Annotated in this window: 15 protein-coding genes; 12 read left to right on the top strand and 3 right to left on the bottom strand. The window is 61.1% G+C overall.

Translation table 11 applies throughout. The annotated features are described in order from the left end of the window. Window position 1: 1 nt before the first annotated feature. Both argS and E4O98_RS14855 read right to left on the bottom strand, forming a co-directional pair. Window positions 2–1,738 (bottom strand): arginine--tRNA ligase, encoded by a 1,737-nt coding sequence (argS, locus tag E4O98_RS14860; RefSeq protein ID WP_248135630.1) that lies wholly within the window; start codon window positions 1,736–1,738, stop codon window positions 2–4. 206 nt (window positions 1,739–1,944) lie between these two features. After that, entirely contained in the window at window positions 1,945–4,164 is a 2,220-nt protein-coding gene (locus E4O98_RS14855) for a primosomal protein N' (protein ID WP_216090625.1), read from the bottom strand. A 215-nt stretch (window positions 4,165–4,379) separates the two neighbouring features. Between E4O98_RS14855 and rpmE the strand changes: the two genes are divergently transcribed. From rpmE to E4O98_RS14840, 3 genes are all read left to right on the top strand, one after another. Continuing rightward, on the top strand, window positions 4,380–4,613 hold the full coding sequence (gene rpmE / locus E4O98_RS14850; RefSeq protein WP_005784030.1) for a 50S ribosomal protein L31: 234 nt from the start codon (window positions 4,380–4,382) through the stop codon (window positions 4,611–4,613). A gap of 14 nt (window positions 4,614–4,627) precedes the next feature. Continuing rightward, on the top strand, window positions 4,628–5,434 hold the full coding sequence (locus E4O98_RS14845) for a thermonuclease family protein (protein ID WP_248135629.1): 807 nt from the start codon (window positions 4,628–4,630) through the stop codon (window positions 5,432–5,434). A 182-nt stretch (window positions 5,435–5,616) separates the two neighbouring features. Continuing rightward, complete coding sequence (locus E4O98_RS14840; RefSeq protein ID WP_005784034.1) at window positions 5,617–6,885, top strand: malic enzyme-like NAD(P)-binding protein; 1,269 nt, start codon at window positions 5,617–5,619, stop codon at window positions 6,883–6,885. Between the two features lie 206 nt (window positions 6,886–7,091). On the opposite strand, the gene E4O98_RS14835 is transcribed toward E4O98_RS14840, so the two are convergent. Next, entirely contained in the window at window positions 7,092–9,557 is a 2,466-nt protein-coding gene (locus E4O98_RS14835) for a penicillin-binding protein 1A (protein ID WP_148853004.1), read from the bottom strand. Window positions 9,558–9,787: 230 nt separating this feature from the next. Here E4O98_RS14835 and pilM point away from each other — a divergent pair, with 230 nt between their 5' ends. The 9 genes from pilM to E4O98_RS14790 all read left to right on the top strand — a co-directional run bounded on the left by pilM (window position 9,788) and on the right by E4O98_RS14790 (window position 22,941). Then, window positions 9,788–10,444 (top strand): type IV pilus assembly protein PilM, encoded by a 657-nt coding sequence (gene pilM, locus E4O98_RS14830; protein ID WP_248090477.1) that lies wholly within the window; start codon window positions 9,788–9,790, stop codon window positions 10,442–10,444. Beyond that, window positions 10,441–10,995, top strand: coding sequence for a PilN domain-containing protein (locus E4O98_RS14825; RefSeq protein WP_005784037.1), 555 nt, complete (start codon window positions 10,441–10,443; stop codon window positions 10,993–10,995). Before pilM ends, E4O98_RS14825 begins: the two co-directional genes overlap by 4 nt. Next, complete coding sequence (locus tag E4O98_RS14820; protein ID WP_078820090.1) at window positions 10,992–11,963, top strand: pilus assembly protein PilP; 972 nt, start codon at window positions 10,992–10,994, stop codon at window positions 11,961–11,963. The genes E4O98_RS14825 and E4O98_RS14820 overlap by 4 nt, the downstream gene beginning before the upstream one ends. 69 nt (window positions 11,964–12,032) lie before the next feature. Then, window positions 12,033–13,358 (top strand): type IV pilus secretin PilQ family protein, encoded by a 1,326-nt coding sequence (locus tag E4O98_RS14815; protein ID WP_248135717.1) that lies wholly within the window; start codon window positions 12,033–12,035, stop codon window positions 13,356–13,358. Between the two features lie 4 nt (window positions 13,359–13,362). Further along, window positions 13,363–13,881, top strand: coding sequence for a shikimate kinase AroK (gene aroK / locus E4O98_RS14810; protein WP_248135628.1), 519 nt, complete (start codon window positions 13,363–13,365; stop codon window positions 13,879–13,881). A gap of 125 nt (window positions 13,882–14,006) precedes the next feature. After that, window positions 14,007–15,107, top strand: a complete 1,101-nt coding sequence (gene aroB, locus E4O98_RS14805; RefSeq protein WP_032878306.1) for a 3-dehydroquinate synthase — start codon at window positions 14,007–14,009, stop codon at window positions 15,105–15,107. 10 nt (window positions 15,108–15,117) lie between these two features. Next, window positions 15,118–16,689, top strand: a complete 1,572-nt coding sequence (locus E4O98_RS14800) for an AAA family ATPase (protein WP_148852995.1) — start codon at window positions 15,118–15,120, stop codon at window positions 16,687–16,689. A gap of 355 nt (window positions 16,690–17,044) precedes the next feature. Continuing rightward, window positions 17,045–21,490: a glutamate synthase large subunit gene (gene gltB, locus E4O98_RS14795; RefSeq protein WP_248135627.1), complete on the top strand. Its 4,446-nt coding sequence runs from the start codon at window positions 17,045–17,047 to the stop codon at window positions 21,488–21,490. Between the two features lie 32 nt (window positions 21,491–21,522). Further along, window positions 21,523–22,941: an FAD-dependent oxidoreductase gene (locus tag E4O98_RS14790; RefSeq protein ID WP_003187920.1), complete on the top strand. Its 1,419-nt coding sequence runs from the start codon at window positions 21,523–21,525 to the stop codon at window positions 22,939–22,941. Window positions 22,942–22,988 lie beyond the last annotated feature (47 nt).

Here is a 22,988-nt window from a genome sequence, read left to right as displayed (position 1 = left end):
CTTACATACGCTCCAGAGTTTCCAGGCCCAAGAGTTCCAGGCCTTGCTTGAGGGTGCGTCCAGCCAATGCGGCAAGGCGCAGGCGACTTTGTTTCTGGGCTTCGTCGTCGGCGGTCAGGATCGGGCAGTTCTCGTAGAAGCTGGAGAACAGGCCGGCCACTTCGTACAAATAGGTGCACAGGATGTGCGGCGTGCCTTTTTCGCCAACGCTGTTGAGCACTTCGCCAAATTGCGCGAGCTTGGCCGCCAGTTCCTGTTCATGGGCGGCGTCCAGCACGATCTGGCCTTCGACTTCGCTGAAGTCCTTGCCCAGCTTGCGGAACACGCCGGCCACGCGGGTGTAGGCGTACAGCAGGTACGGCGCGGTGTTGCCTTCGAAGTTGAGCATCAGGTCGAAGTTGAAGCTGTAGTCGCTGGTGCGGTGCTTGGACAGGTCGGCGTATTTCACCGCACCAATGCCCACCACGCGGGCAATATTACGCAGGTCGGCCTCGGCCAGCTCCGGGTTCTTCTCCTTCACCAGGTTGTAGGCACGTTCCTGGGCTTCGGTCAGCAGGTCGATCAGCTTGACGGTGCCGCCGTCACGGGTCTTGAACGGGCGGCCATCGGCGCCGTTCATGGTGCCGAAACCCATGTGTTCCATGTGCATCGGGTGGGTGACGAAGCCGGCACGACGGGCCACTTCGAACACTTGCTGGAAGTGCAGGGCCTGGCGCTGGTCGACGAAGTACAGCGCACGGTCGGCCTTGAGCACACCGCTGCGATAGCGCACAGCAGCCAGGTCGGTGGTGGCGTAGAGATAGCCGCCATCGGCCTTGACGATGATCACCGGCAGCGGCTCGCCGTCGGCGGTCTTAAATTCTTCGAGGAACACGCACTGCGCGCCGTTGCTCTCGACCAGCAGGCCCTTGGCCTTGAGGTCGTTGACCACGTTGATCAGGTCGTCGTTGTAGGCGCTTTCGCCCATCACGTCGGCCATGGTCAGTTTCACGTTGAGCAGTTCGTAGATTTCCTGGCAGTGGGACAGGGAAATCTCACGGAAGCGGTTCCACAGCGCCAGGCATTCCTGGTCGCCGGCTTGCAGTTTGACCACCAGGCCACGGGCGCGGTCGGCAAACTCTTCGGATTCGTCGAAGCGCTTCTTGGCGGCGCGGTAGAAGTTCTCCAGGTCGGCCAGCTCGTTGCTGGTGATCGGGTTTTCCTGCAGGTAGGCCATCAACATACCGAACTGGGTACCCCAGTCGCCGACGTGGTTCTGGCGGATCACGGTGTCGCCGAGGAACTCCAGCACCCGCGCCACACCGTCGCCGATGATGGTGGAGCGCAGGTGACCGACATGCATCTCTTTGGCCAGGTTCGGCGCCGACAGGTCGATGACCACGCGTTGGCTGTCGCCAGCCTTGTGTGCGCCGATTTTGGCATCGGCCAGGGCTGCGTCCAGGCGCGAAGCCAAGGCCTGGGTGTTCTGGAAGAAGTTGATAAAGCCCGGGCCTGCGATTTCAGCCTTGGTGACACTGGCGTCAGCCGGCAGTGCCGCGATGATTTTTTCCGCCAGGTCGCGCGGTTTCATGCCGGCCGGCTTGGACAGCATCATCGCGATGTTGCTGGCGAAGTCGCCGTGGGTCTTGTCGCGGGTGTTCTCCACCTGGATCGCCGGCGACAGGCCTTCAGGCAACACACCTTCGTTGACGAGTTGGGTGAGGGCTTGTTGGATCAGCTGGCGAATGGTGTCTTTCATGGTGTTCTCTTTCGACCGCAAGCGGCGGCGCGCGATGCGCAGGTGGAAAAACTGGGCATTATCCGTGGCGAGGGCGAGCTTGCCAACCGTTCAGACTAGATGGCGGACCTGCGGGCCTCTTCGCGGGCAAGCCCGCTCCCACATTTAAGGGGGGGGGCACATTTCATAATGTGGGAGCTGGCTTGCCTGCGATGACGTAATTACCCTCAATATAAATCTACCGGGTCTACATCTAACGACCATCGCACCTGCCGGCCGCTGGGCATTTGCTCCAGCTCAAGCATCCAGCTACTTAGCAGTCGATGCAGCGGCGCACGGGAGGTTGCCTGCAAGAGTAGCTGAGCCCGATAACGCCCGGCACGCCGCTCCATGGGCGCAGGCACAGGGCCGAGCAGTTCGATACCGGTCAGGCCCAACTCGCCCAGCAAGCGTTCAGCAACGCTGCAGGCTTGATCGAGGAAACCTTCGGCCTGGCCGGGTTTGTGGGCTTCGGCACGCAGCAACGCCAAGTGCGCAAAGGGTGGCAAGCCGGCAGCGCGGCGTTCGCTCAATGCCTGCTCGGCGAAGGCAAAATAGCCTTGTTCCGTCAGTTGAATCAGCAGCGGGTGGTCGGCCAGGTGCGTCTGGATAATCACCTTGCCCGGCTCTTCGGCCCGTCCGGCGCGCCCTGCCACCTGCACGATCAACTGCGCCATGCGTTCGCTGGCGCGGAAATCCCCGGAGAACAACCCGCCGTCGGCATCCAGGATCGACACCAGGGTCACCCGTGGGAAGTGGTGCCCTTTGGCGAGCATCTGCGTGCCGATCAGAATGCACGGTTGACCTTTCTGAATGGTGGCAAACAACTGGTTCATTGCATCTTTGCGCGACGTGCTGTCGCGGTCGACCCGTAGCACCGGGTAATCCGGGAACAGAATGCCCAGACGCTCTTCGGCGCGCTCGGTGCCGGCCCCTACCGGGCGCAGGTCGACCTTGCCGCACTGCGGGCAATGGCGTGGCACCCGCTCTACATGGCCGCAGTGATGGCAGCGCAATTCGCCGTGGCGCTGGTGCACGGTCATGCGCGCATCGCAGCGCTCGCACTCGGACATCCAGCCGCAGTCATGGCACAGCAGTGTCGGGGCAAAGCCGCGACGGTTGAGAAACACCAATACTTGCTGGCCCGCGGCGAGGGTCTGGCCGATGGCCTGTTGCATCGGACCGGAAATACCGCTGTCCAGCGGGCGGCTTTTCACGTCCAGGCGCAGGAAGCGCGGTTGTTTGGCGCCGCCGGCGCGCTCGTTCATGCGTAGCAGGCCATAACGGCCGGTGTAGGCGTTATGCAGGCTTTCCAGGGACGGCGTGGCCGAACCCAGCACAATCGGGATGTCTTCCTGGCGTGCGCGTACCAGCGCCAGGTCGCGGGCGTGGTAACGCAGGCCTTCCTGCTGTTTATAGGAGCCGTCGTGCTCCTCGTCGATGATGATCAGCCCGGGGTTTTTCATTGGGGTGAACAGCGCCGAACGGGTGCCAATGATGATGTCTGCCTCGCCGTCCCGCGCCGCCAGCCACGACTCCAGGCGCTCACGGTCATTGACCGCTGAGTGCACCAGGGCGATGCGCGCGTTGAAGCGCTGCTCGAAACGCGCCAGGGTCTGTGGGCCCAGGTTGATCTCCGGGATCAGCACCAGTGCCTGCTTGCCGGCCTGCAGGGTTTCGCGGATCAGTTGCAAATACACTTCGGTCTTGCCGCTGCCGGTGACGCCAGCCAGAAGGAAGGCGTGGAAGCTGTCGAAACCGGCGCGAATCGCCTCATAGGCAGCGCGTTGCTCGGGGTTCAGCGGCAGCTCCGGCTGTGCCAGCCAATGTTCGTGGCGTGGGTCTGGGGCGTGCTTGCGGATTTCCACCTGCACCAGTCCCTTTGCCAGCAGCAGGTCGAGGCTGTCCTTGCTCAGCATCAGCTTGCTCAACAACTGGTGGGCCACGCCATGGGGGTGCTGGGCCAATGTGGCCAGGGCTTCGCGCTGGCGCGGGGCGCGGGCGATGCGCGGGTCGTCGAGGCGCGCGCCGGGCACCATCGACCAGAAACGCTCCTGGCGCGCTTCGGCCAGTTCGCCCTGGCGCAGCAGCACCGGCAGCGCCCAGCTCAAGGTATCGCCCAAGCTGTGCTGGTAATACTGCGCAGTCCACAGGCACAGCTTGAACAGTGCCGGCGGCAGTGGCGGTGTGGCGTCGAGGATGGCCAGGGCCGGCTTGAGCTTTTCCGCCGGGACCTCGCTGTGGTCCGTGACCTCCACCAGAATGCCGATCATTTCCCTGCGCCCAAACGGCACACGCACGCGCATCCCCGGCTGCAACTGCGTCCGCAGCACTCCAGCCGGGGCCCGGTAATCGAACAGGCGGCGCAGGGGGGAGGGCAGGGCTAGGCGCAAAATGGCGTCGGGCACGCGGGGCATCTCATATAAAGGCAGGCAGTGGTGCAGGGGCGCGAGCCTAGCAGAGCGGGGAGGGCTTGGGTATGCCATGGTTTTCTGATGAAAGGAGGTTTTTGGTCAGTAGCGCCGCTTGCGCGTTTAAAAAGGTCTGGTAGAATCCGCGGCCTAATTACGTGCGGTATTCGACAATAGTGTCGAGTGGCGGCACGCTAGCCCGAGGAAGTGCCATGAAAGCCGATATCCATCCAGCGTACGAAACCATCGAAGTTACCTGCAGCTGCGGCAACAAGTTCGAAACTCGTTCGAACCTGTGCAAGCCACTGGGTACTGACGTATGCAACGAGTGCCACCCGTTCTACACCGGTAAGCAGAAAACTCTGGACACCGGCGGCCGTGTACAGCGCTTCGCAGATCGCTTTGGTGCTTTCGGCAAGAAGCCTGCTGCTACTCCAGCAGAGTAAGGCTCAAAAGCCTTATGGGCTTTTGCCAGCTGTTGAAAAAGGCGTCCCTTGCGGGCGCCTTTTTTGTGCCCGGGATTTGGCTGGCAACCGCCCAGGCCGCGGTATTCTGCCCCGCACCAGCTTCCATGGCGCGGGTAGAAGTGCAGCGCGTGGTGGACGGCGACACCGTGCGCCTCAAGGATGGCCGCAGCGTGCGGATGATCGGCCTCAATGCGCCGGAAACCGGCAAGAAGGGTCGTGCTGACGAGCCGTTTGCCGTCGCCGCCCGCCAGCGTCTACAAGCGTTGGTGCAGGCCAGTGATGGGCGTGTCGGTTTGGTGCCTGGCCGCGAGGGCAAGGATCATTACGGCCGCACCCTGGCCCACCTCTACGGCGCCAATGGCGAGAACCTGGAAGCGCAATTGCTCGCCGAGGGCTTGGGTTTCCAGGTGGGGGTGGCGCCGAATGTAGACCTCGCCACCTGCCAGCAGGCGGCGGAAAACAGCGCCCGCCAGGCGCGCCTGGGGCTGTGGCGCCAATCGCCGGTGCAAACGGTGGCACAACTCAAGCGCTCCGGGTTTGCGCTGGTAACTGGCCGGGTCAGCAAGATCGAGCGCAATCGCGGTGGCATCTGGATTGAAATCCAGGGTTCACTGGTATTACGTATTGCCCCCGAACTGATCAGTCAGTTCGATCCGGCCATGCTCAATGGTCTGCAAGGTCGCACTATTGAAGCGCGCGGCTGGGTGCAGGATCGCTCCCGCCGTGGTGGTTTGAAAAGAGGTCAATCACGCTGGCTCCTGCCAATAACCGATCCCGGCATGCTGAAATCGACGCTTTGAATAAAAAATTGTAGACATTTTTTATTCCGATTGTGAACAGTTGAGCCCTTGTATCCCGTGGCTCTTGGCCAAAAGTCGTAGCCCAGGGCCCTTGACACCTGTGACTGCCCAGTCTTGTAGGGACTTTGCGACACGCGTATCCTCGGCGGTCCGTCGACCAACAGTAAAAGCGGAATGCCGATATGTCTGATTTGAAAACTGCCGCTCTCGAATACCATGCCCATCCTCGTCCAGGAAAGCTGAGTGTAGAGCTCACCAAAGCCACTGCCACTGCTCGCGACCTGTCGCTGGCCTACAGCCCTGGTGTTGCCGAGCCCGTACGTGAAATCGCCCGTGACCCAGAACTGGCGTACAAGTACACCGGCAAGGGCAACCTGGTTGCAGTGATTTCCGATGGCACCGCGATCCTTGGCCTGGGTAACCTCGGCCCATTGGCTTCCAAGCCAGTCATGGAAGGTAAAGGCGTGCTGTTCAAGCGCTTTGCCGGCATCGACGTTTTCGACATCGAAGTCGATTCCGAGAGCCCGCAGGCTTTCATCGACACGGTCAAGCGCATTTCCATCACCTTCGGTGGCATCAACCTGGAAGACATCAAGGCACCTGAGTGCTTCGAGATCGAAAAGGCCCTGATCGAACAGTGCGACATCCCGGTATTCCACGATGACCAGCACGGCACCGCGATCGTTACCGCGGCCGGCATGATCAACGCCCTGGAAATCGCCGGCAAAACCCTGGGTGAGGCGAAGATCGTCTGCCTGGGCGCCGGTGCTGCGGCCATTTCCTGCATGAAGCTGATCATCAGCATGGGCGCCAAGCTGGAAAACATCTACATGGTCGACAGCAAGGGCGTGATCCAGTCCGAGCGTACCGACCTGAACCAGTACAAGGCGATGTTCGCCCACCCGTCCTCCAAGCGCACCCTGGCTGACGCCCTCGACGGTGCCGACGTGTTCGTCGGCCTGTCCGGCCCGAACCTGCTGAGCGCCGAAGGCCTGAAATCCATGGCGCCGAACCCGATCGTGTTCGCCTGCTCCAACCCGGATCCGGAAATCTCGCCTGAGCTGGCTCACGCCACCCGTAGCGATGTGATCATGGCTACCGGCCGTTCGGACTACCCGAACCAGGTCAACAACGTACTGGGCTTCCCGTTCATCTTCCGTGGTGCCCTGGACGTTCGCGCCAAGCGCATCAACGAAGAAATGAAAGTAGCGGCTGCCAACGCCCTGCGTGAACTGGCCAAGCTGCCGGTGCCTCAGGATGTGTGCGACGCCTACGGTGGTGCCAAGCTGGAATTCGGTCGTGAGTACATCATTCCAAAACCAATGGATAAGCGCCTGATCACCCTGATCTCCGATGCCGTGGCCAAGGCCGCGATCGAGACCGGTGTAGCAACCCTGCCGTATCCAAAGAACTACCCGCTGCAAAGCGTGGATGATGTGTTCAACGGCTAAGCCGTTATAGCGCACCAACAAAAAGCCCCGGCTCGAATGAGTCGGGGCTTTTTTATGGCAATTCTCTTGAAGCCTATAGAGGTCAAATGTGGGAGGGGGCTTGCTCCCGATGGCGGTGTATCAGTCGCCATATTCATTGACTGACAGTCCGCCATCGGGAGCAAGCCCCCTCCCACATTTGGATCTATGTTGCGTCTTGGATCGGGTCAGAACAAATCGATCGGCGCGCCTTCATCCGCCGGTAGCGGGCTGCCCGGCACCACGCCATTGCCCAACTCGTTAACTGACGGCGGCGTGTCTTCGCTCTTGAACAGCTCGAAGTACGCATTCGGCGTACTCGGCGACGCCGCACGTCCACTCACCGGGTCGATGCGCAGGCTGAGGATGCCTTCCGGTTCAGGCTGGGTGTGCAGCGGCTTGTCCTTGAGCGCGGCGCCCATGTAGCTCATCCAGATCGGCAGTGCGACGGTGCCGCCAAACTCACGGCGGCCCAGGCTTTCCGGCTGGTCGTAGCCAGTCCATACCGTGGTCACGTAGTCGCCGTTGTAGCCGGAGAACCAGGCATCCTTGGACTCGTTGGTGGTACCGGTTTTACCCGCGATATCCGCACGGCCCAGGGCCAGTGCGCGGCGGCCGGTGCCCTTCTTGATCACGTCCTGCAGGATGCTGTTGAGGATATAGGTGGTGCGTCCATCCACGATGCGCTCGGCAACCGCTGGCGCTTGCGGCTCGGTCGTTGCGGGAGCGTTTGCGTCCGGCGCTGTGCCTGGCGTGGGCTCGATGGTAATGCCGCCGTTGCCTGGTGCTGCGAGACCATCGGTTGCCGCCACACCATTGACCACATCACCGGGTACCCGTGGTGGGTTGGCGGTGAACAGGGTGTCGCCGTTGCGGCTTTCGATCTTGTCGATCAGGTACGGCGCAATCTTGTAGCCGCCGTTGGCAAAGGTGCTCCAGCCAGTGGCGATTTCCATCGGCGTAAGGGTTGCGGTACCCAGCGCCAGGGACAGGTTGGGCGGCAAGTCCGACTTGGCGAAGCCGAAGCGCGTCATGTAGTCGATGGTCTTGCCTACGCCCATGGCCTGCAGCAGGCGGATTGATACCAGGTTGCGAGACTTGTACAACGCCTCGCGAATGCGGATCGGGCCGAGGAAGGTGTTGGTGTCGTTCTTCGGCCGCCAGACCTTGTCCAGGTATTCATCGACAAACACGATCGGTGCGTCGTTGACCAGGCTGGCGGCGGTGTAGCCGTTGTCCAGTGCGGCGCTGTAGACGAATGGCTTGAAACTTGAACCCGGCTGGCGCTTGGCCTGTATCGCACGGTTGTAGTTGCTCTGCTCAAAGGCGAAACCGCCGACAAGTGCGCGGATTGCGCCGTTCTGCGGATCGAGGGATACCAGGGCGCCTTGGGCGACCGGCACCTGGCTGAACTTGAGGCTGTCATCCTTCTGGCGTTGCACGCGGATCAAATCACCCACCTTGGCCACGTCGGACGGCTGCTTGGGCATCGGCCCCATGCTGTTGGTGTTCAGGAACGGGCGCGCCCATTTCATGCTGTCCCACGCCACGTGGGCTTCACCGGCGCGGGTCAGCACTTGAATGCCGTCTTTGGTCACCTCGGTGACGATGGCCGGCTCCAGGCCGCTGATCGAGCGCTGTTTGCCCAGTTCGGTGGTCCAGGCACTCAGGGTCTTGCCCGGCAGGCGCGACTCGGGGCCGCGGTAGCCGTGACGTTGATCATAGGTGATCAAGCCTTCGTGTACGGAGTGGTTGGCGATTTCCTGCAAGTTGCTCGGAACCGTCGTGGTCACGCGAAAGCCTTCGGTGTAGGCATCGCTGCCATAACGGCCAACCATTTCGGCGCGGGCCATTTCGGCGATGTACGGTGCATTCACTTCCGGCGTCGGCACGTGATAGCTGGCGTTCAGCGGCTCGGCCACGGCGCTTTCATAAGCGGCCTGGTCGATCTTGCCCAGCTTGTACATGCGCCCCAGGATCCAGTCGCGACGTTCTTTACTGCGCGCCGGGTTGGCCAGCGGGTTGAAGCGCGACGGCGCCTTGGGCAGGCCGGCGATCATGGCCATCTGCGCCAGGCTGGCGTCACGAATCGATTTGCCATAGTAGACCTGGGAGGCGGCCTCAATGCCGTAGGCGCGATTGCCCAGGTAGATCTTGTTGACGTACAGCTCGAGGATTTCGTCCTTGGTCAGTTGGCGTTCAATCTGTAGCGCCAGCAGGATCTCGGTGGCTTTACGCGAAAAACTGCGCTCGCTGGTGAGGAAGAAGTTCTTCGCCACCTGCATGGTGATGGTGCTGCCGCCGGATTGAATGTGTCCGCTCTTTACCAACTGCGTGGCCGCACGCACCAGGCTGCTGGGGTCGACGCCGTAGTGGTTGGCAAAATTGTCGTCTTCTGCCGACAGCAATGCACTGATGAAATTGGGTGGAATGTCGGCGAAACGGATCGGTGTGCGGCGCATTTCGCCGAACTCCGCGATCAGTTTTTCGTCGCTGCTGTAGACCCGCAAAGGAATCTGCAACTGGATACTTCTGAGGGCCTCTACGGAGGGCAAACCCGGACTAAGGTAGAGGTAGGCCCCGCTGAGTACGAGCAGCAGCCCGCAGACGATCGCGACAATGGAGTACCCGAAAAACTTCAGCAGACGAATCAAGGCTTTTGGATTTCCAGAGAAAAGAATGAGTTACGCGTCGGGGATGCATGGCAAACGATGGATCGACCCGGGCAGCAGATAAAAAAGCGGGAAAAAACGCTGGGCATTAAAGCATTTTTCAGCTTGGGGCGTCATTCGCGTGCCTCGAACAAGCCGACCGAATGCAGGGTGCCTGGCAGCAATCAAGCGAGATGACAGCCGGTATGACAGGGAAAGTTTTGGGGAGTTTTATGGGAAAGGGATTTTTCAGGCGAAAAGCCGACATCGTCTTGGGTGTCGACATCAATGACAGCGGTATCAAGCTGATCGAGCTGGGCCGTTCATCGGGTGGTTTCAGTGTCCAGGGCTATGCCACCCAGGCGCTGCCCGCCCATGCGGTCGTCGATGGCGCCTTGCTGGACGTCGAGGGCGTGGGGCGAGCCTTGCAACAAGCGTTATCCTGCCTGCGCACTTCGGCTCGACACGCCGCTGTGGCAGTGGCGGGCCCTTCGGTGATCACGCGGTTGATCGAGATGGATGCGGGCCTGCGCGACGAAGAAATGGCCTGGAAGATCCACATGGAAGCCGACCAGTTCATTCCTTATCCATTGGATGAGGTGGCGATCGACTTTCAGGTCCAGGGTCCATCGGCCCAAGGGCCGCAGTGGGTTGACGTCATGTTGGCGGCCTGTCTGCGCGAGCAGGTCCAGGCGCGAGTGGCGGTTTTAGCCCTGGCGGGGCTGGTGCCGCGGGTGGTCGATGTCGAAGGGTTTGCATTGGAGCGCGCTTGCCGTCAGGATTTTGCCAGCTTCACGCCGGGTCATCGAGTCGATGGTGCACAATGGGCCGTGGATGCCCAAGGGATGGGAGTGGCTTGCGGGTTGGCCCTGAGGAGTTTCGCTGGATGACACGAATCAATCTTTTGCCTTGGCGTCAGGCGCTGGCAGAGCGCAAGCGCAGGTATTTCATGGTGCTATTGCTGGCATTTGCCTGCCTGGCGCTGGCGGCCGTGTGGCTGGCTGACCAGGTGATCGACCAGGCGATAGATCGGCAAGTGAGCCGCAATAGCCGCTTGGGTGAGGAGGTGGCTACCCAGGATTCGCGGATCAGGACCATCGACGACCTGCAGGAACGAAGCCAGCAACTGGCCGAACGCATGAAGGTGGTGCAGGACCTGCACGATGCCCGCTCTTCCGGCGCTCGATTGTTCGAGCAATTGGCTCGTGCAATGCCTGAAGGTGTCCATCTGCATGAGGTGGTCGCAAACGGTGACACCATCAGCATTCGCGGCACGGCTGAAAGCAACCAGGACATTGCCCGGTTGATGCAGCAGCTCAAGCAGTCATCCCAGGGCTCCAGTTCGACTCGTCTGCAGCGCGTGCAGGCTGATGGAGCGCGCGGCGAAAGTGAGTTTCAACTGATGGTGCGCCAGGGGGAATCCAGCGAGGCGCAACCATGAGCCTGCCCAGGCTCGATTTTCCCACGCTCTTCTACAACGCTGCTAAATGGCCCTTGCCTGGCAAGGTCCTGCTTGGCTGTGGGCTGGCCGGCCTGGTGCTGCTGATAGGAGAGGTTACCTACCTGAGCTCGTCACGTGAGCGATTGCACGGGTTTGAGGCGCGGGAGCAAACGCTACAGCAGCAGTTGGCGGAAAAAGCTGAACTGGCCTCCAGCCTTGAGGCGCGCACCGATCAGTTCAGGGCAATGGAGGACAAGGTCACAGGCCTTCTACGTCAATTGCCCGGCCAGTCAGAGGTGCCGGCCTTGCTTGAAGATATCGCCCGATTGGCGATTGCCAATGGAGTATGGGTCGAGGGCATCACGGTGTTGGATGAAGAGCCTCGTCAGCTCTATATCGAGCAACCCATGCAAATCGGCGTCACCGGGGGCTACCACGACTTGGCAGCATTCGTCGGCGCCCTGGGTGGGTTACCGCGCGTCGTCACCGTGCAGGATGTTGCACTGGGGCATGACGGCGCCTTGCTGCGTCTGAACATGCTGGCAAAGACCTATCGGCGTACCACGCAAAGCGCCAAGGCCCGCGAAGCGTTCGACCCGGCCCAGCCATTGGTCTACACCCCATCGTTTGTGCGCGACCCGTTTCAGCCGCCCGGTTTGCAAGTAACTCGCGTGCCGGGGCGACCGGCCCTTGCGCCGGATCTCGCTCGGCCACGGGGGCTGCTGGAAGGCATGAACATCGATCAGTTCAAAATGGTCGGCACGCTGTCGTTGGGGGCGCAGGCTTTTGCCCTGCTGCGTGCCGGAGCCAGGGTGCACCGGCTGACGATTGGTGATTACCTGGGGCCGGATCATGGCCAGGTCACGGCCATTCAAGAGGGGTCTATCCACTTGGTCGAACGGTTTCCCGATGAACAGGGCGGCTGGCTCGAACGCCCGCGAACCCTTGTGTTGAACGTCAACTCATAACGGAATCAAACAATGAAAAGGACTTTCTCGTCCTTCGGTGTGGCGCTATGGATAGCGTTCACGGCACCGATGGCTGCTGCTGTGCCCAATCGCCTGGACCTGATCCACCTGCCGCCGCCCGACAGTGCAGCGTCGGTCAGCTATACAGGCACCCGGCTGAACCTGAATTTCCAGGACATCGACCTGCGGGCGGTCTTGCAGCAAATCGCCGATGTCGCCGGGCTCAACCTGGTGACCAGTGATGAAGTGCAGGGCTCAATTACCCTGCGGCTCAAGGATGTGCCTTGGGATCAGGCGCTGGATCTGGTGCTGCAAACCAAAGGTCTGGATAAGCGCGTGAAAGCCGGTGTGTTGCTGGTGGCACCTGCGGATGAGTTGGCCGCTCGCGAACTGCTGGCGCTGGAGTCGCGCAAGCAGATGGCGGAACTGGCACCGCTGCGTCGGGAGCTGCTGCAGGTCAACTATGCCAAGGCGGCGGACCTGGCCAAGCTGTTTCAGTCGGTCACAGGTTTTGAAGGCTCCACGGATGAGCGCGGCTCGGTGGCGGTGGATGATCGCACCAACAACATCATCGCCTACCAGACCGGCGAACGGCTCGAAGAGCTGCGGCGTATCGTGGCGCAACTGGATATTCCCGTCCGCCAAGTGATGATCGAGGCGCGAATTGTCGAGGCCAATGTCGACTACGACAAAAGCCTGGGCGTGCGCTGGGGTGGGCGGCTCAGTCATGGCAGGGGAAGTGTCGGAGGTATTTCCAAGCCCGTGGCAGACGGCGCCGAACCGCCGCAAAACCCGCCCAGCTCCCCGTTTGTCGACTTGGGTTCGCTGACCGGCACCTCGGGTCTGGGCGTGGCCTACATCACCGGCAATCTACTGCTGGACCTTGAGCTGACAGCCATGGAGAAAACCGGCAACGGCGAAATCGTCTCGCAGCCCAAGGTGGTCACGTCCGACAAGGAGACGGCACGCATCCTCAAGGGCACCGAAATTCCCTATCAAGAGTCCACCTCCCAGGGCGCTACCTCGGTGTCGTTCAAGGAGGCTTCGCTTTCGCTGGAGGTCACGCCGCAAATCACCCCCGACGACCACGTGATCATGGCGGTCAAGGTCACCAAGGATGAGCCCGATTACTTGAACAGGCTCAATGATGTACCGCCGATCAAGAAAAACGAGGTCAACGCCAAGGTGCTGGTCAGGGATGGCGAGACCATCGTCATCGGTGGGGTTTTCTCCAATACCCAAAGCAAAGTGGTAGATAAAGTGCCATTTTTGGGCGATGTGCCGTATCTTGGCCGCCTTTTCCGGCGCGATGTGCTGGCGGAGAAAAAATCCGAGCTGCTGGTATTCCTGACTCCGCGTATCATGAATAACCAGGCGATTGCTGTGAGTCGTTGATTCTGTGCGAAATTTGATTCTTGTAGGGCCGATGGGGGCTGGAAAGAGCACCATCGGCCGTTTGCTGGCCAAAGAGCTGCGCCTGCCGTTCAAAGATTCCGACAAGGAAATTGAATTGCGCACGGGTGCCAATATCCCATGGATCTTCGATAAAGAAGGCGAGCTGGGCTTTCGTGACCGCGAGCAGGCGATGATTGCCGAGCTGTGTGGCTGCGATGGCGTGGTATTGGCGACCGGCGGTGGCGCCGTCATGCGCGACGAAAACCGTCGAGCGCTGTATGCCGGTGGTCGGGTAGTGTATTTGCATGCCTCGGTCGAGCAGCAGGTGGGCCGCACCGCCCGCGATCGCAATCGCCCGTTGCTGCGCACCGCCAACCCGGAAAAAACCCTGCGGGACCTGCTGGCGCTGCGCGATCCGCTGTATCGGGAAATCGCCGATCTGGTGGTGGAAACCGATGAGCGACCCCCTCGGATGGTGGTGCTCGATATTCTGGAGTGCCTGCAGCGGTTGCCACCCCGTTAAAGCCTGGCCCGAAATGCGCTATTCTCGGCGGCGCGCCATAACCTTGTGAGGTGTGGCGTAGAGCCATCAGGTGATGTCGGATTGCGACATTGCCGGTCGTCAATACATCTTCAACGCGGGGAAACATGCAGACACTTAAGGTCGATCTAGGCGAGCGCAGCTACCCGATCCACATTGGCGAAGGTCTGTTGGACCAGCCCGAACTGCTCGCGCCGCATATTGCCGGTCGGCAGGTGGCGATCATCTCCAACGAAACGGTTGCGCCCCTGTATCTTGAGCGTTTGAGCCGCAGCCTTGCGGCGTATTCGGTGATTTCCGTGGTGTTGCCCGACGGCGAAGCCCACAAGAACTGGGAAACCCTGCAACTGATCTTTGATGGCCTGCTGACTGCGCGCCATGACCGTCGAACCACCGTGGTTGCCCTGGGCGGCGGTGTGATCGGCGACATGGCCGGTTTTGCTGCAGCCTGCTACCAGCGTGGCGTGGACTTTATCCAGGTGCCGACCACCCTGTTGTCCCAGGTCGATTCTTCGGTGGGCGGCAAAACCGGTATCAATCACCCGCTGGGCAAGAACATGGTCGGTGCGTTCTACCAGCCACAGGCCGTGCTGATCGACACCGCTACCCTCAACACACTGCCACCGCGTGAGTTGTCGGCGGGCCTGGCGGAAGTCATCAAGTACGGGCTGATCTGTGACGAGCCCTTCCTGAGCTGGCTTGAAGAACATGTAGATGCCTTGCGCGCACTCGACCAGGTGGCCTTGACCGAAGCGATTTCCCGCTCCTGCGCCGCCAAGGCGCTGGTGGTCAATGCCGACGAACGGGAGTCCGGCGTGCGCGCTACCCTGAACCTGGGCCACACCTTCGGCCATGCGATCGAAACGCACATGGGCTATGGTGTGTGGCTGCATGGGGAAGCCGTAGCGGCTGGCACGGTGATGGCGTTGGAGATGTCGCAACGCCTGGGCTGGATCACCGCCCAGGAGCGTGATCGCGGTATCCGCCTGTTCCAGCGCGCCGGCTTACCGGTCATCCCTCCCACAGAGATGACCGAGGCAGATTTTCTCGAACATATGGCAATAGACAAGAAAGTGATCGACGGTCGACTGCGACTGGTACTGCTGCGCCACATGGGCGAGGCGGTGGTGACCGACGATTATCCGAAAGAGATTTTACAGGCCACGCTGGGAGCGGATTACCGCGCCCTGGCCCAGCTTAAAGGTTAATAAGATCCCGATGACTAGTTTGCATGCCGACGAGGCGTTCCTCGGCCATTATCACTTGAGCCATGACCCTTTTGCTCCACGGGTGCCTGGTTTCAAATTCTTCCCTGCGCAGCGTAAGCCGGTATTGGGGCAACTGCATCATCTGGCGCGCTACAGCCAGTTGCTGCTGGTGGTCACGGGACCGTTGGGCAGTGGCAAGACCTTGCTGCGCCAGGCGCTGGTCGCCAGCACCAACAAGCAATCGGTGCAGAGCGTGGTGGTATCGGCCCGTGGCGCCGGTGACGCAGCGGGTGTACTGCGCCAGGTTGCGCAGGCCCTGGACGTATCCAACGCCGAGCCGAACGCGATTCTCAAACAGGTGGTGCAACTGGGCCTGACCGGCCAGGAAGTCTACCTGCTGGTCGACGACGCCGAGCAGCTTGACGAATCCGCGCTGGAAGCGCTGTTGGCGCTGGCCGCGGGCACGCCGGAAGGCCGCCCGCATGTGTTCCTGTTTGGCGAGTCGTCGTTGATCGCCGATCTGGAGCAGATCAGCGGTGAGCAAGAGCTGTTCCACGTCATCGAATTGCAGCCGTACGAAGAGGAAGAAACCCGCGAATACCTGGCTCAGCGCCTCGAGGGTGCAGGGGCCGGTATCGAACTTTTCTCCGCTGCGCAGATCTCTGATATTCACGAAAGCTCCGATGGATGGCCTGGAAACATCAACCAGGTTGCCCGCGATGCAATGATCGAAGCCATGATTGCCAGCCGCTCTGCGGTCAAGCGTCCAAAGATGGGGTTCACTATGCCTAAGAAGCACGTATTGGCTATTTCCGCCGTTGTCGTGGTCGCTGTAGCCGCCGCCTGGTTGATCCCGGGTCGCAATAAGGCACCGACAACAACCGGCGCGCCAACTGAGCAGGCGCAGTTGCCACTGGGCAAGCCCACGCCAAATGTCGAATTCGCCAACTCCGGCCAACCAACCAATCTGCCTATGGTCGGCCAGCCTGTAATGCGCGGCCCGCTGGCTGAAGAAGCCGGTGGCATCTCCGAAGGCGACGACGGCGTGCCGGTGGAAGGCTCCAGCGCCACGCCGCCGACCGTGACCACCACCGCGCCACCAGCGGGCGTACCGGCCGGCACGCCAGCAACCCCAGTAGCGCCTGCCGCACCGGTTGCGCCAGTTGCCAAGCCGACCCCGGCGCCGACAGTAGCGACAGCCAAGCCCGCAGCACCAGTTGCCAAGCCGGCACCGGCCCCCGCGACTAAGCCTGCTGAAAAACCTGCCGCTACCGTGGCCAAGGCCGGCGCCGCTGGCAGCAGCTGGTACAGCAGCCAGCCTACCGGCAATTTCGTGGTGCAGATCCTCGGCACCAGCTCTGAGGCCAACGCCCAGGCGTTCGTCAAGGAGCAGGGCGGCCAGTACCGTTATTTCAAGAAAGTGCTCAACGGCAAGCCTCTCTACGTGATCACCTACGGCAGCTTCCCAAGCCGCGCCGCAGCCGATTCTGCCATCAAGGCCTTGCCAGCGAAGGTTCAGGCTGGTAAACCTTGGCCTCGCACTGTTGCCAGCGTTCAACAAGAACTGGCAGCAACTCGCTGAAGATCCGGCGGCCTTACCCAGGCCGCCCTCCCGGCACCTCAAAAAACAATCGCAAGGCGTGCAGTCCCCCGCAAGGACCGCGCGCTTTGTGGTGTCTGCGCCACAGTAGCTTTTGAGTCGTAGCGGTCAGAATTAAAAAAGTTTTGACTAGCACAGCATATCGCTTTAAACCTTTCATAAATGCGACATAGATTTGCGACATTTCGTCGCTAAATTTGTGAGCGTCTGTGTCGGTATGTACAATGACCTCCCTTTTGCCCCCGCTAAGCCGGCGTACGTTCGGCGTGGAAGGTAACCGGTTGAATTGAAAAGAAATTTGCCTCGATATAAGAGGCAGCCTGGTGAGAAAGTGTCTATGAAAGCAGGTCTGTACCAACCCGATGAATTCAAGGATAACTGCGGTTTCGGCCTGATAGCCCACATGCAGGGCGAGCCCAGTCATACCCTTTTGCAAACGGCCATCGAGGCCCTGACCTGCATGACCCACCGCGGTGGGATCAACGCCGACGGCAAGACCGGTGACGGTTGCGGCTTGCTGATTCAAAAGCCCGACCAGTTCCTGCGCGCTGTCGCCAAAGAGCATTTTGCGGCCGACCTGCCCAAGCAGTACGCCGTGGGCATGGTGTTTTTCAACCAGGACCCGGTAAAAGCCGAAGCCGCTCGCGAGAACATGAACCGCGAGATCGTTGCTGCCGGCCTGCAACTGGTCGGCTGGCGCAAAGTGCCAATCGACACCAGCGTGCTCGGCCGCCTGGCCCTGGAGCGCCTGCCGCAGATCGAACAAGTGTTCATCGCGGGTGACGGCCTGAGTGACCAGGACATGGCGATCAAGCTGTTCACGTCCCGTCGTCGTTCGTCGGTGCTCAACGCCGCCGACACTGACCATTACATCTGCAGCTTTTCCCACAAGACCATCATTTATAAAGGCCTGATGATGCCGGCGGATCTCACCGCCTTTTATCCAGACCTGAGCGACGAGCGCCTGCAAACCGCGATCTGCGTGTTCCACCAGCGCTTCTCCACCAACACCCTGCCGAAATGGCCGCTGGCCCAGCCATTCCGCTTCCTCGCCCACAACGGCGAGATCAACACCATCACCGGCAACCGCAACTGGGCCGTGGCCCGTCGCACCAAGTTCGCCAACGATTTGATGGACCTCGAAGAGCTCGGCCCGCTGGTCAACCGCGTGGGTTCCGACTCCTCCAGCATGGACAACATGCTTGAGCTGATGGTCACCGGTGGCATCGACCTGTTCCGTGGCGTGCGCATGATCATTCCGCCTGCGTGGCAGAACGTCGAGACCATGGACCCGGACCTGCGGGCGTTCTACGAATACAACTCGATGCACATGGAGCCGTGGGACGGCCCGGCCGGCGTGGTCATGACCGACGGCCGCTACGCGGTGTGCCTGCTCGACCGTAACGGCTTGCGCCCGGCGCGCTGGGTCACCACCACCAACGGCTTTATCACCCTGGCGTCGGAAATCGGCGTGTGGGACTACAAGCCTGAAGACGTGATCGCCAAAGGCCGTGTCGGTCCTGGCCAGATCCTGGCCGTGGACACCGAAACCGGGCAGATCCTCGACACCGACGCCATCGACAACCGTCTGAAGTCGCGTCACCCGTACAAGCAATGGCTGCGCAAGAACGCCCTGCGCATCCAGGCGACCATGGAAGACAATGACCACGGTTCGGCTTTCTACGACATCGACCAGCTCAAGCAATACATGAAGATGTATCAGGTCACGTTCGAAGAACGTGATCAGGTGCTGCGCCCGCTCGGCGAGCAAGGCTACGAAGCCGTAGGCTCCATGGGCGACGATACGCCGATGGCTGTGCTGTCCCAGCGTGTGCGCACGCCGTACGACTACTTCCGCCAGCAGTTCGCCCAGGTGACCAACCCACCGATCGACCCGCTGCGCGAAGCCATCGTGATGTCCCTGGAAGTGTGCCTCGGTGCCGAGCGCAATATCTTCCAGGAATCGCCTGAGCACGCCTCCCGTGTGATCCTCAGCTCGCCGGTCGTTTCCCCGGCCAAGTGGCGCTCGCTGATGACCCTGGAGCGTCCAGGCTTCGACCGCCAGATCATCGACCTGAACTACGACGAGAGCCTCGGCCTTGAAGCCGCTGTGCGCAACGTCGCCGACCAGGCTGAAGAAGCTGTGCGCGCCGGCCGCACTCAGATCGTACTGACCGACCGCCATATCGCGCCGGGCAAGTTGCCGATCCACGCGTCCCTGGCGACCGGCGCGGTGCACCACCGCCTGACCGAAAAAGGCCTGCGCTGCGATTCCAACATTCTGGTGGAAACCGCCACTGCCCGTGACCCGCACCACTTCGCGGTGCTGATCGGCTTCGGCGCCTCGGCGGTGTACCCGTTCCTGGCGTATGAAGTACTCGGCGACCTGATCCGTACCGGTGAAGTGTTGGGCGACCTCTACGAGGTGTTCAAGAACTACCGCAAGGGCATCACCAAGGGCCTGCTGAAGATCCTGTCGAAGATGGGCATCTCCACCGTCACCTCCTACCGCGGTGCGCAATTGTTCGAAGCCATCGGCCTGTCCGAAGAAGTCTGCGAGCTGAGTTTCCGTGGCGTGCCGAGCCGTATCAAGGGCGCACGTTTCGTCGATATCGAAGCCGAGCAGAAAGCCCTGGCAGCCGAAGCCTGGAGCGCGCGCAAGCCGATCCAGCAAGGCGGCCTGCTCAAGTTCGTGCACGGTGGCGAATACCACGCCTACAACCCGGACGTGGTCAGTACCCTGCAAGCCGCCGTGCAGCAGGGCGACTACGCCAAGTTCAAGGAATACACGAGCCTGGTGGATAACCGCCCGGTGTCGATGATCCGCGATCTGTTCAAGGTGAAGACCCTGGACACGCCGATGGATATCGCCGAAGTCGAGCCACTGGAATCGATCCTCAAGCGCTTCGACTCCGCCGGTATTTCCCTGGGCGCCTTGTCGCCTGAGGCTCACGAAGCCCTGGCCGAAGCCATGAACCGCCTGGGTGCGCGTTCCAACTCCGGCGAAGGCGGCGAAGACCCGGCGCGTTATGGCACGCTCAAAAGCTCGAAAATCAAGCAGGTGGCAACCGGCCGTTTCGGTGTGACCCCGGAGTACCTGGTCAACGCCGAAGTGCTGCAGATCAAGGTTGCCCAAGGCGCCAAACCGGGTGAGGGCGGGCAATTGCCAGGCGGCAAGGTCAACGGCCTGATCGCCAAGCTGCGTTATGCAGTGCCGGGCGTGACCCTGATCTCGCCGCCGCCGCACCACGACATCTACTCGATTGAAGATTTGTCGCAGCTGATTTTCGACCTCAAACAAGTCAACCCGCAGGCCCTGGTCTCGGTAAAACTGGTCGCAGAAGCGGGCGTCGGCACCATCGCCGCTGGCGTGGCCAAGGCCTATGCCGACCTGATCACCATCTCCGGCTACGACGGCGGCACCGGTGCTTCGCCGCTGACCTCGATCAAGTACGCCGGTGCGCCGTGGGAGCTCGGCCTGGCCGAAACCCACCAGACCCTGCGCGGCAACGACCTGCGCGGCAAGGTGCGGGTACAGACCGACGGTGGCCTGAAAACCGGCCTCGACGTGATCAAGGCCGCGATCCTCGGCGCCGAGAGTTTCGGCTTCGGCACTGCGCCCATGATCGCGCTGGGCTGCAAATACCTGCGTATCTGCCACCTGAACAACTGCGCTACTGGCGTGGCGACTCAGAACGAAAAACTGCGCAAGGACCACTACATCGGCACCGTCGACATGGTGGTGAATTTCTTCACCTACGTCGCCGAAGAAACCCGTGAGTGGCTGGCCAAGCTGGGCGTGCGTTCGCTGGAAGAGCTGATTGGTCGCACCGACCTGTTGGACATCCTCGAAGGCCAGACCGCCAAGCAACAGCATTTGGACCTGACACCGCTGTTGGGCAGCGATCACACCCCCGCAGACAAGCCACAATTCTGCCAAGTGGACCGCAACCCGCCGTTCGACAAAGGCCTGCTGGCCGAGAAAATGGTCGAAATGGCCGGCTCCTCGATCAGCGATGCCAGCGGTGGCGAATTCGCCCTGGATATCTGCAACTGCGACCGTTCCATCGGTGCTCGCATCTCCGGTGAAATCGCGCGCAAGCACGGCAACCAGGGCATGGCGAAAGCGCCGATCACCTTCCGCTTCAAGGGCACTGCGGGCCAGAGTTTCGGTGTGTGGAACGCCGGTGGCCTGCACATGTATCTGGAAGGCGATGCCAACGACTACGTGGGCAAAGGCATGACCGGCGGCAAGCTGGTTATCGTCCCGCCAGCCGGTAGCGTGTACAAGACCCAGGACAGTGCCATCATCGGCAACACCTGCTTGTACGGCGCCACGGGTGGCAAGCTGTTTGCCGCGGGTACTGCCGGTGAGCGCTTCGCCGTGCGTAACTCCGGTGCCCACACCGTGGTGGAAGGCACTGGCGATCACTGCTGCGAGTACATGACCGGGGGCTTTGTCGCGGTACTGGGCAAGACCGGTTACAACTTCGGTTCGGGCATGACCGGCGGTTTCGCCTACGTGCTCGACCAGGACAACACCTTCGTCGACAAGGTCAACCACGAGTTGGTCGAGATCCAGCGGATCAGCGGTGAAGCCATGGAATCCTACCGGAACCACTTGCAGCACGTGCTGGACGAGTATGTCGAGGAGACCGGCAGTGAATGGGGTCGCAATCTCGCCGAAAACCTCGATGATTACCTGCGTCGTTTCTGGCTGGTCAAGCCCAAGGCTGCCAACCTGAAATCGTTGCTTTCCAGCATCCGTGCCAACCCGCAGTGATATGCGCCTGAACAGTTTGATGAGGTTTTAACATGGCTGAACGTCTGAATAACGACTTCCAGTTCATCGATGTCGGGCGCAAAGATCCGAAGAAGAAACTGTTGCGTCAACGCAAGAAAGAGTTCGTGGAAATCTACGAACCCTTCAAGCCCCAGCACTCGGCCGATCAGGCCCACCGCTGCCTGGGGTGCGGTAACCCGTATTGCGAATGGAAGTGCCCGGTGCACAACTTCATTCCCAACTGGCTCAAACTGGTGGCCGAGGGCAACATTCTCGCCGCCGCCGAGCTGTCGCACCAGACCAACACCCTGCCGGAAGTCTGCGGCCGGGTGTGCCCGCAAGACCGTCTATGTGAAGGTGCCTGCACCCTCAACGACGGCTTCGGCGCAGTGACCATCGGTTCGGTGGAGAAGTACATCACCGACACCGCGTTCGCCATGGGCTGGCGCCCGGATATGTCCAAGGTCAAACCGACCGGCAAGCGTGTCGCGATCATCGGCGCGGGCCCGGCGGGCCTGGGGTGTGCCGACGTGTTGGTGCGTGGTGGCGTGACCCCGGTGGTGTTCGACAAGAACCCGGAGATCGGTGGTCTGCTGACTTTCGGTATTCCCGAGTTCAAGCTGGAAAAAACCGTACTGAGTCACCGTCGTGAAGTGTTCACCGGCATGGGTATCGAGTTCCGCCTCAATACCGAGATCGGCAAAGACATCACCATGGAGCAACTGCTCGCCGAATACGATGCGGTGTTCATGGGCATGGGCACCTACACCTATATGAAGGGCGGCTTTGCCGGTGAGGACTTGCCGGGCGTGTATGACGCGCTCGACTTCCTGATCGCCAACGTCAACCGCAACCTGGGCTTTGAAAAGTCGCCGGAAGATTTCGTCGACATGAAAGGCAAGAAGGTCGTGGTGCTGGGCGGTGGCGACACCGCGATGGACTGCAACCGTACCTCGATCCGCCAGGGCGCCAAGTCGGTCACCTGTGCGTATCGTCGCGACGAAGCCAACATGCCCGGCTCGCGCAAAGAGGTGAAGAACGCCAAGGAAGAAGGCGTGAAATTCCTCTACAACCGCCAGCCGATTGCGATCGTCGGTGAAGACCGCGTCGAAGGCGTGAAGGTGGTCGAGACCCGTCTCGGCGAACCGGATGCCCGAGGCCGTCGCAGCCCCGAGCCGATCCCGGGTTCCGAAGAAATCATCCCGGCTGACGCCGTGGTCATCGCTTTCGGTTTCCGTCCAAGCCCGGCGCCCTGGTTCGAGCAGTTCGAAATCCAGACCGACAGCCAGGGCCGCGTGGTAGCCCCGGAGCAAGGCCAGTACAAGCACCAGACCAGCAACCCGAAAATCTTCGCCGGTGGCGATATGGTGCGCGGCTCTGACCTGGTAGTGACGGCGATCTTCGAAGGCCGCAATGCCGCCGAAGGGATCCTGGACTACCTGCAGGTCTGATCAAATTTCAGTCTGAAATGCGATCAAATGTGGGAGCTGGCTTGCCT

Source organism: Pseudomonas sp. W2Jun17, assembly GCF_023127795.1.
GTDB classification, from domain to species: domain Bacteria; phylum Pseudomonadota; class Gammaproteobacteria; order Pseudomonadales; family Pseudomonadaceae; genus Aquipseudomonas; species Aquipseudomonas synxantha_A.
Note: the sequence above shows the minus strand (reverse complement) of the source record. Positions and strands in the feature narration are given on the sequence as shown.

Bases quoted from the DNA above. Each gene is read 5' to 3' on its own strand.
- argS (WP_248135630.1), bottom strand. From the start codon at position 1,738: ATGAAAGACACCATTCGCCAGCTGATCCAACAAGCCCTCACCCAACTC.
- rpmE (WP_005784030.1), top strand. From the start codon at position 4,380: ATGAAAGCCGATATCCATCCAGCGTACGAAACCATCGAAGTTACCTGC.
- E4O98_RS14845 (WP_248135629.1), top strand. From the start codon at position 4,628: ATGGGCTTTTGCCAGCTGTTGAAAAAGGCGTCCCTTGCGGGCGCCTTT.
- E4O98_RS14840 (WP_005784034.1), top strand. From the start codon at position 5,617: ATGTCTGATTTGAAAACTGCCGCTCTCGAATACCATGCCCATCCTCGT.
- pilM (WP_248090477.1), top strand. From the start codon at position 9,788: ATGGGAAAGGGATTTTTCAGGCGAAAAGCCGACATCGTCTTGGGTGTC.
- E4O98_RS14825 (WP_005784037.1), top strand. From the start codon at position 10,441: ATGACACGAATCAATCTTTTGCCTTGGCGTCAGGCGCTGGCAGAGCGC.
- E4O98_RS14820 (WP_078820090.1), top strand. From the start codon at position 10,992: ATGAGCCTGCCCAGGCTCGATTTTCCCACGCTCTTCTACAACGCTGCT.
- E4O98_RS14815 (WP_248135717.1), top strand. From the start codon at position 12,033: ATGGCTGCTGCTGTGCCCAATCGCCTGGACCTGATCCACCTGCCGCCG.
- aroB (WP_032878306.1), top strand. From the start codon at position 14,007: ATGCAGACACTTAAGGTCGATCTAGGCGAGCGCAGCTACCCGATCCAC.
- E4O98_RS14800 (WP_148852995.1), top strand. From the start codon at position 15,118: ATGACTAGTTTGCATGCCGACGAGGCGTTCCTCGGCCATTATCACTTG.
- gltB (WP_248135627.1), top strand. From the start codon at position 17,045: ATGAAAGCAGGTCTGTACCAACCCGATGAATTCAAGGATAACTGCGGT.
- E4O98_RS14790 (WP_003187920.1), top strand. From the start codon at position 21,523: ATGGCTGAACGTCTGAATAACGACTTCCAGTTCATCGATGTCGGGCGC.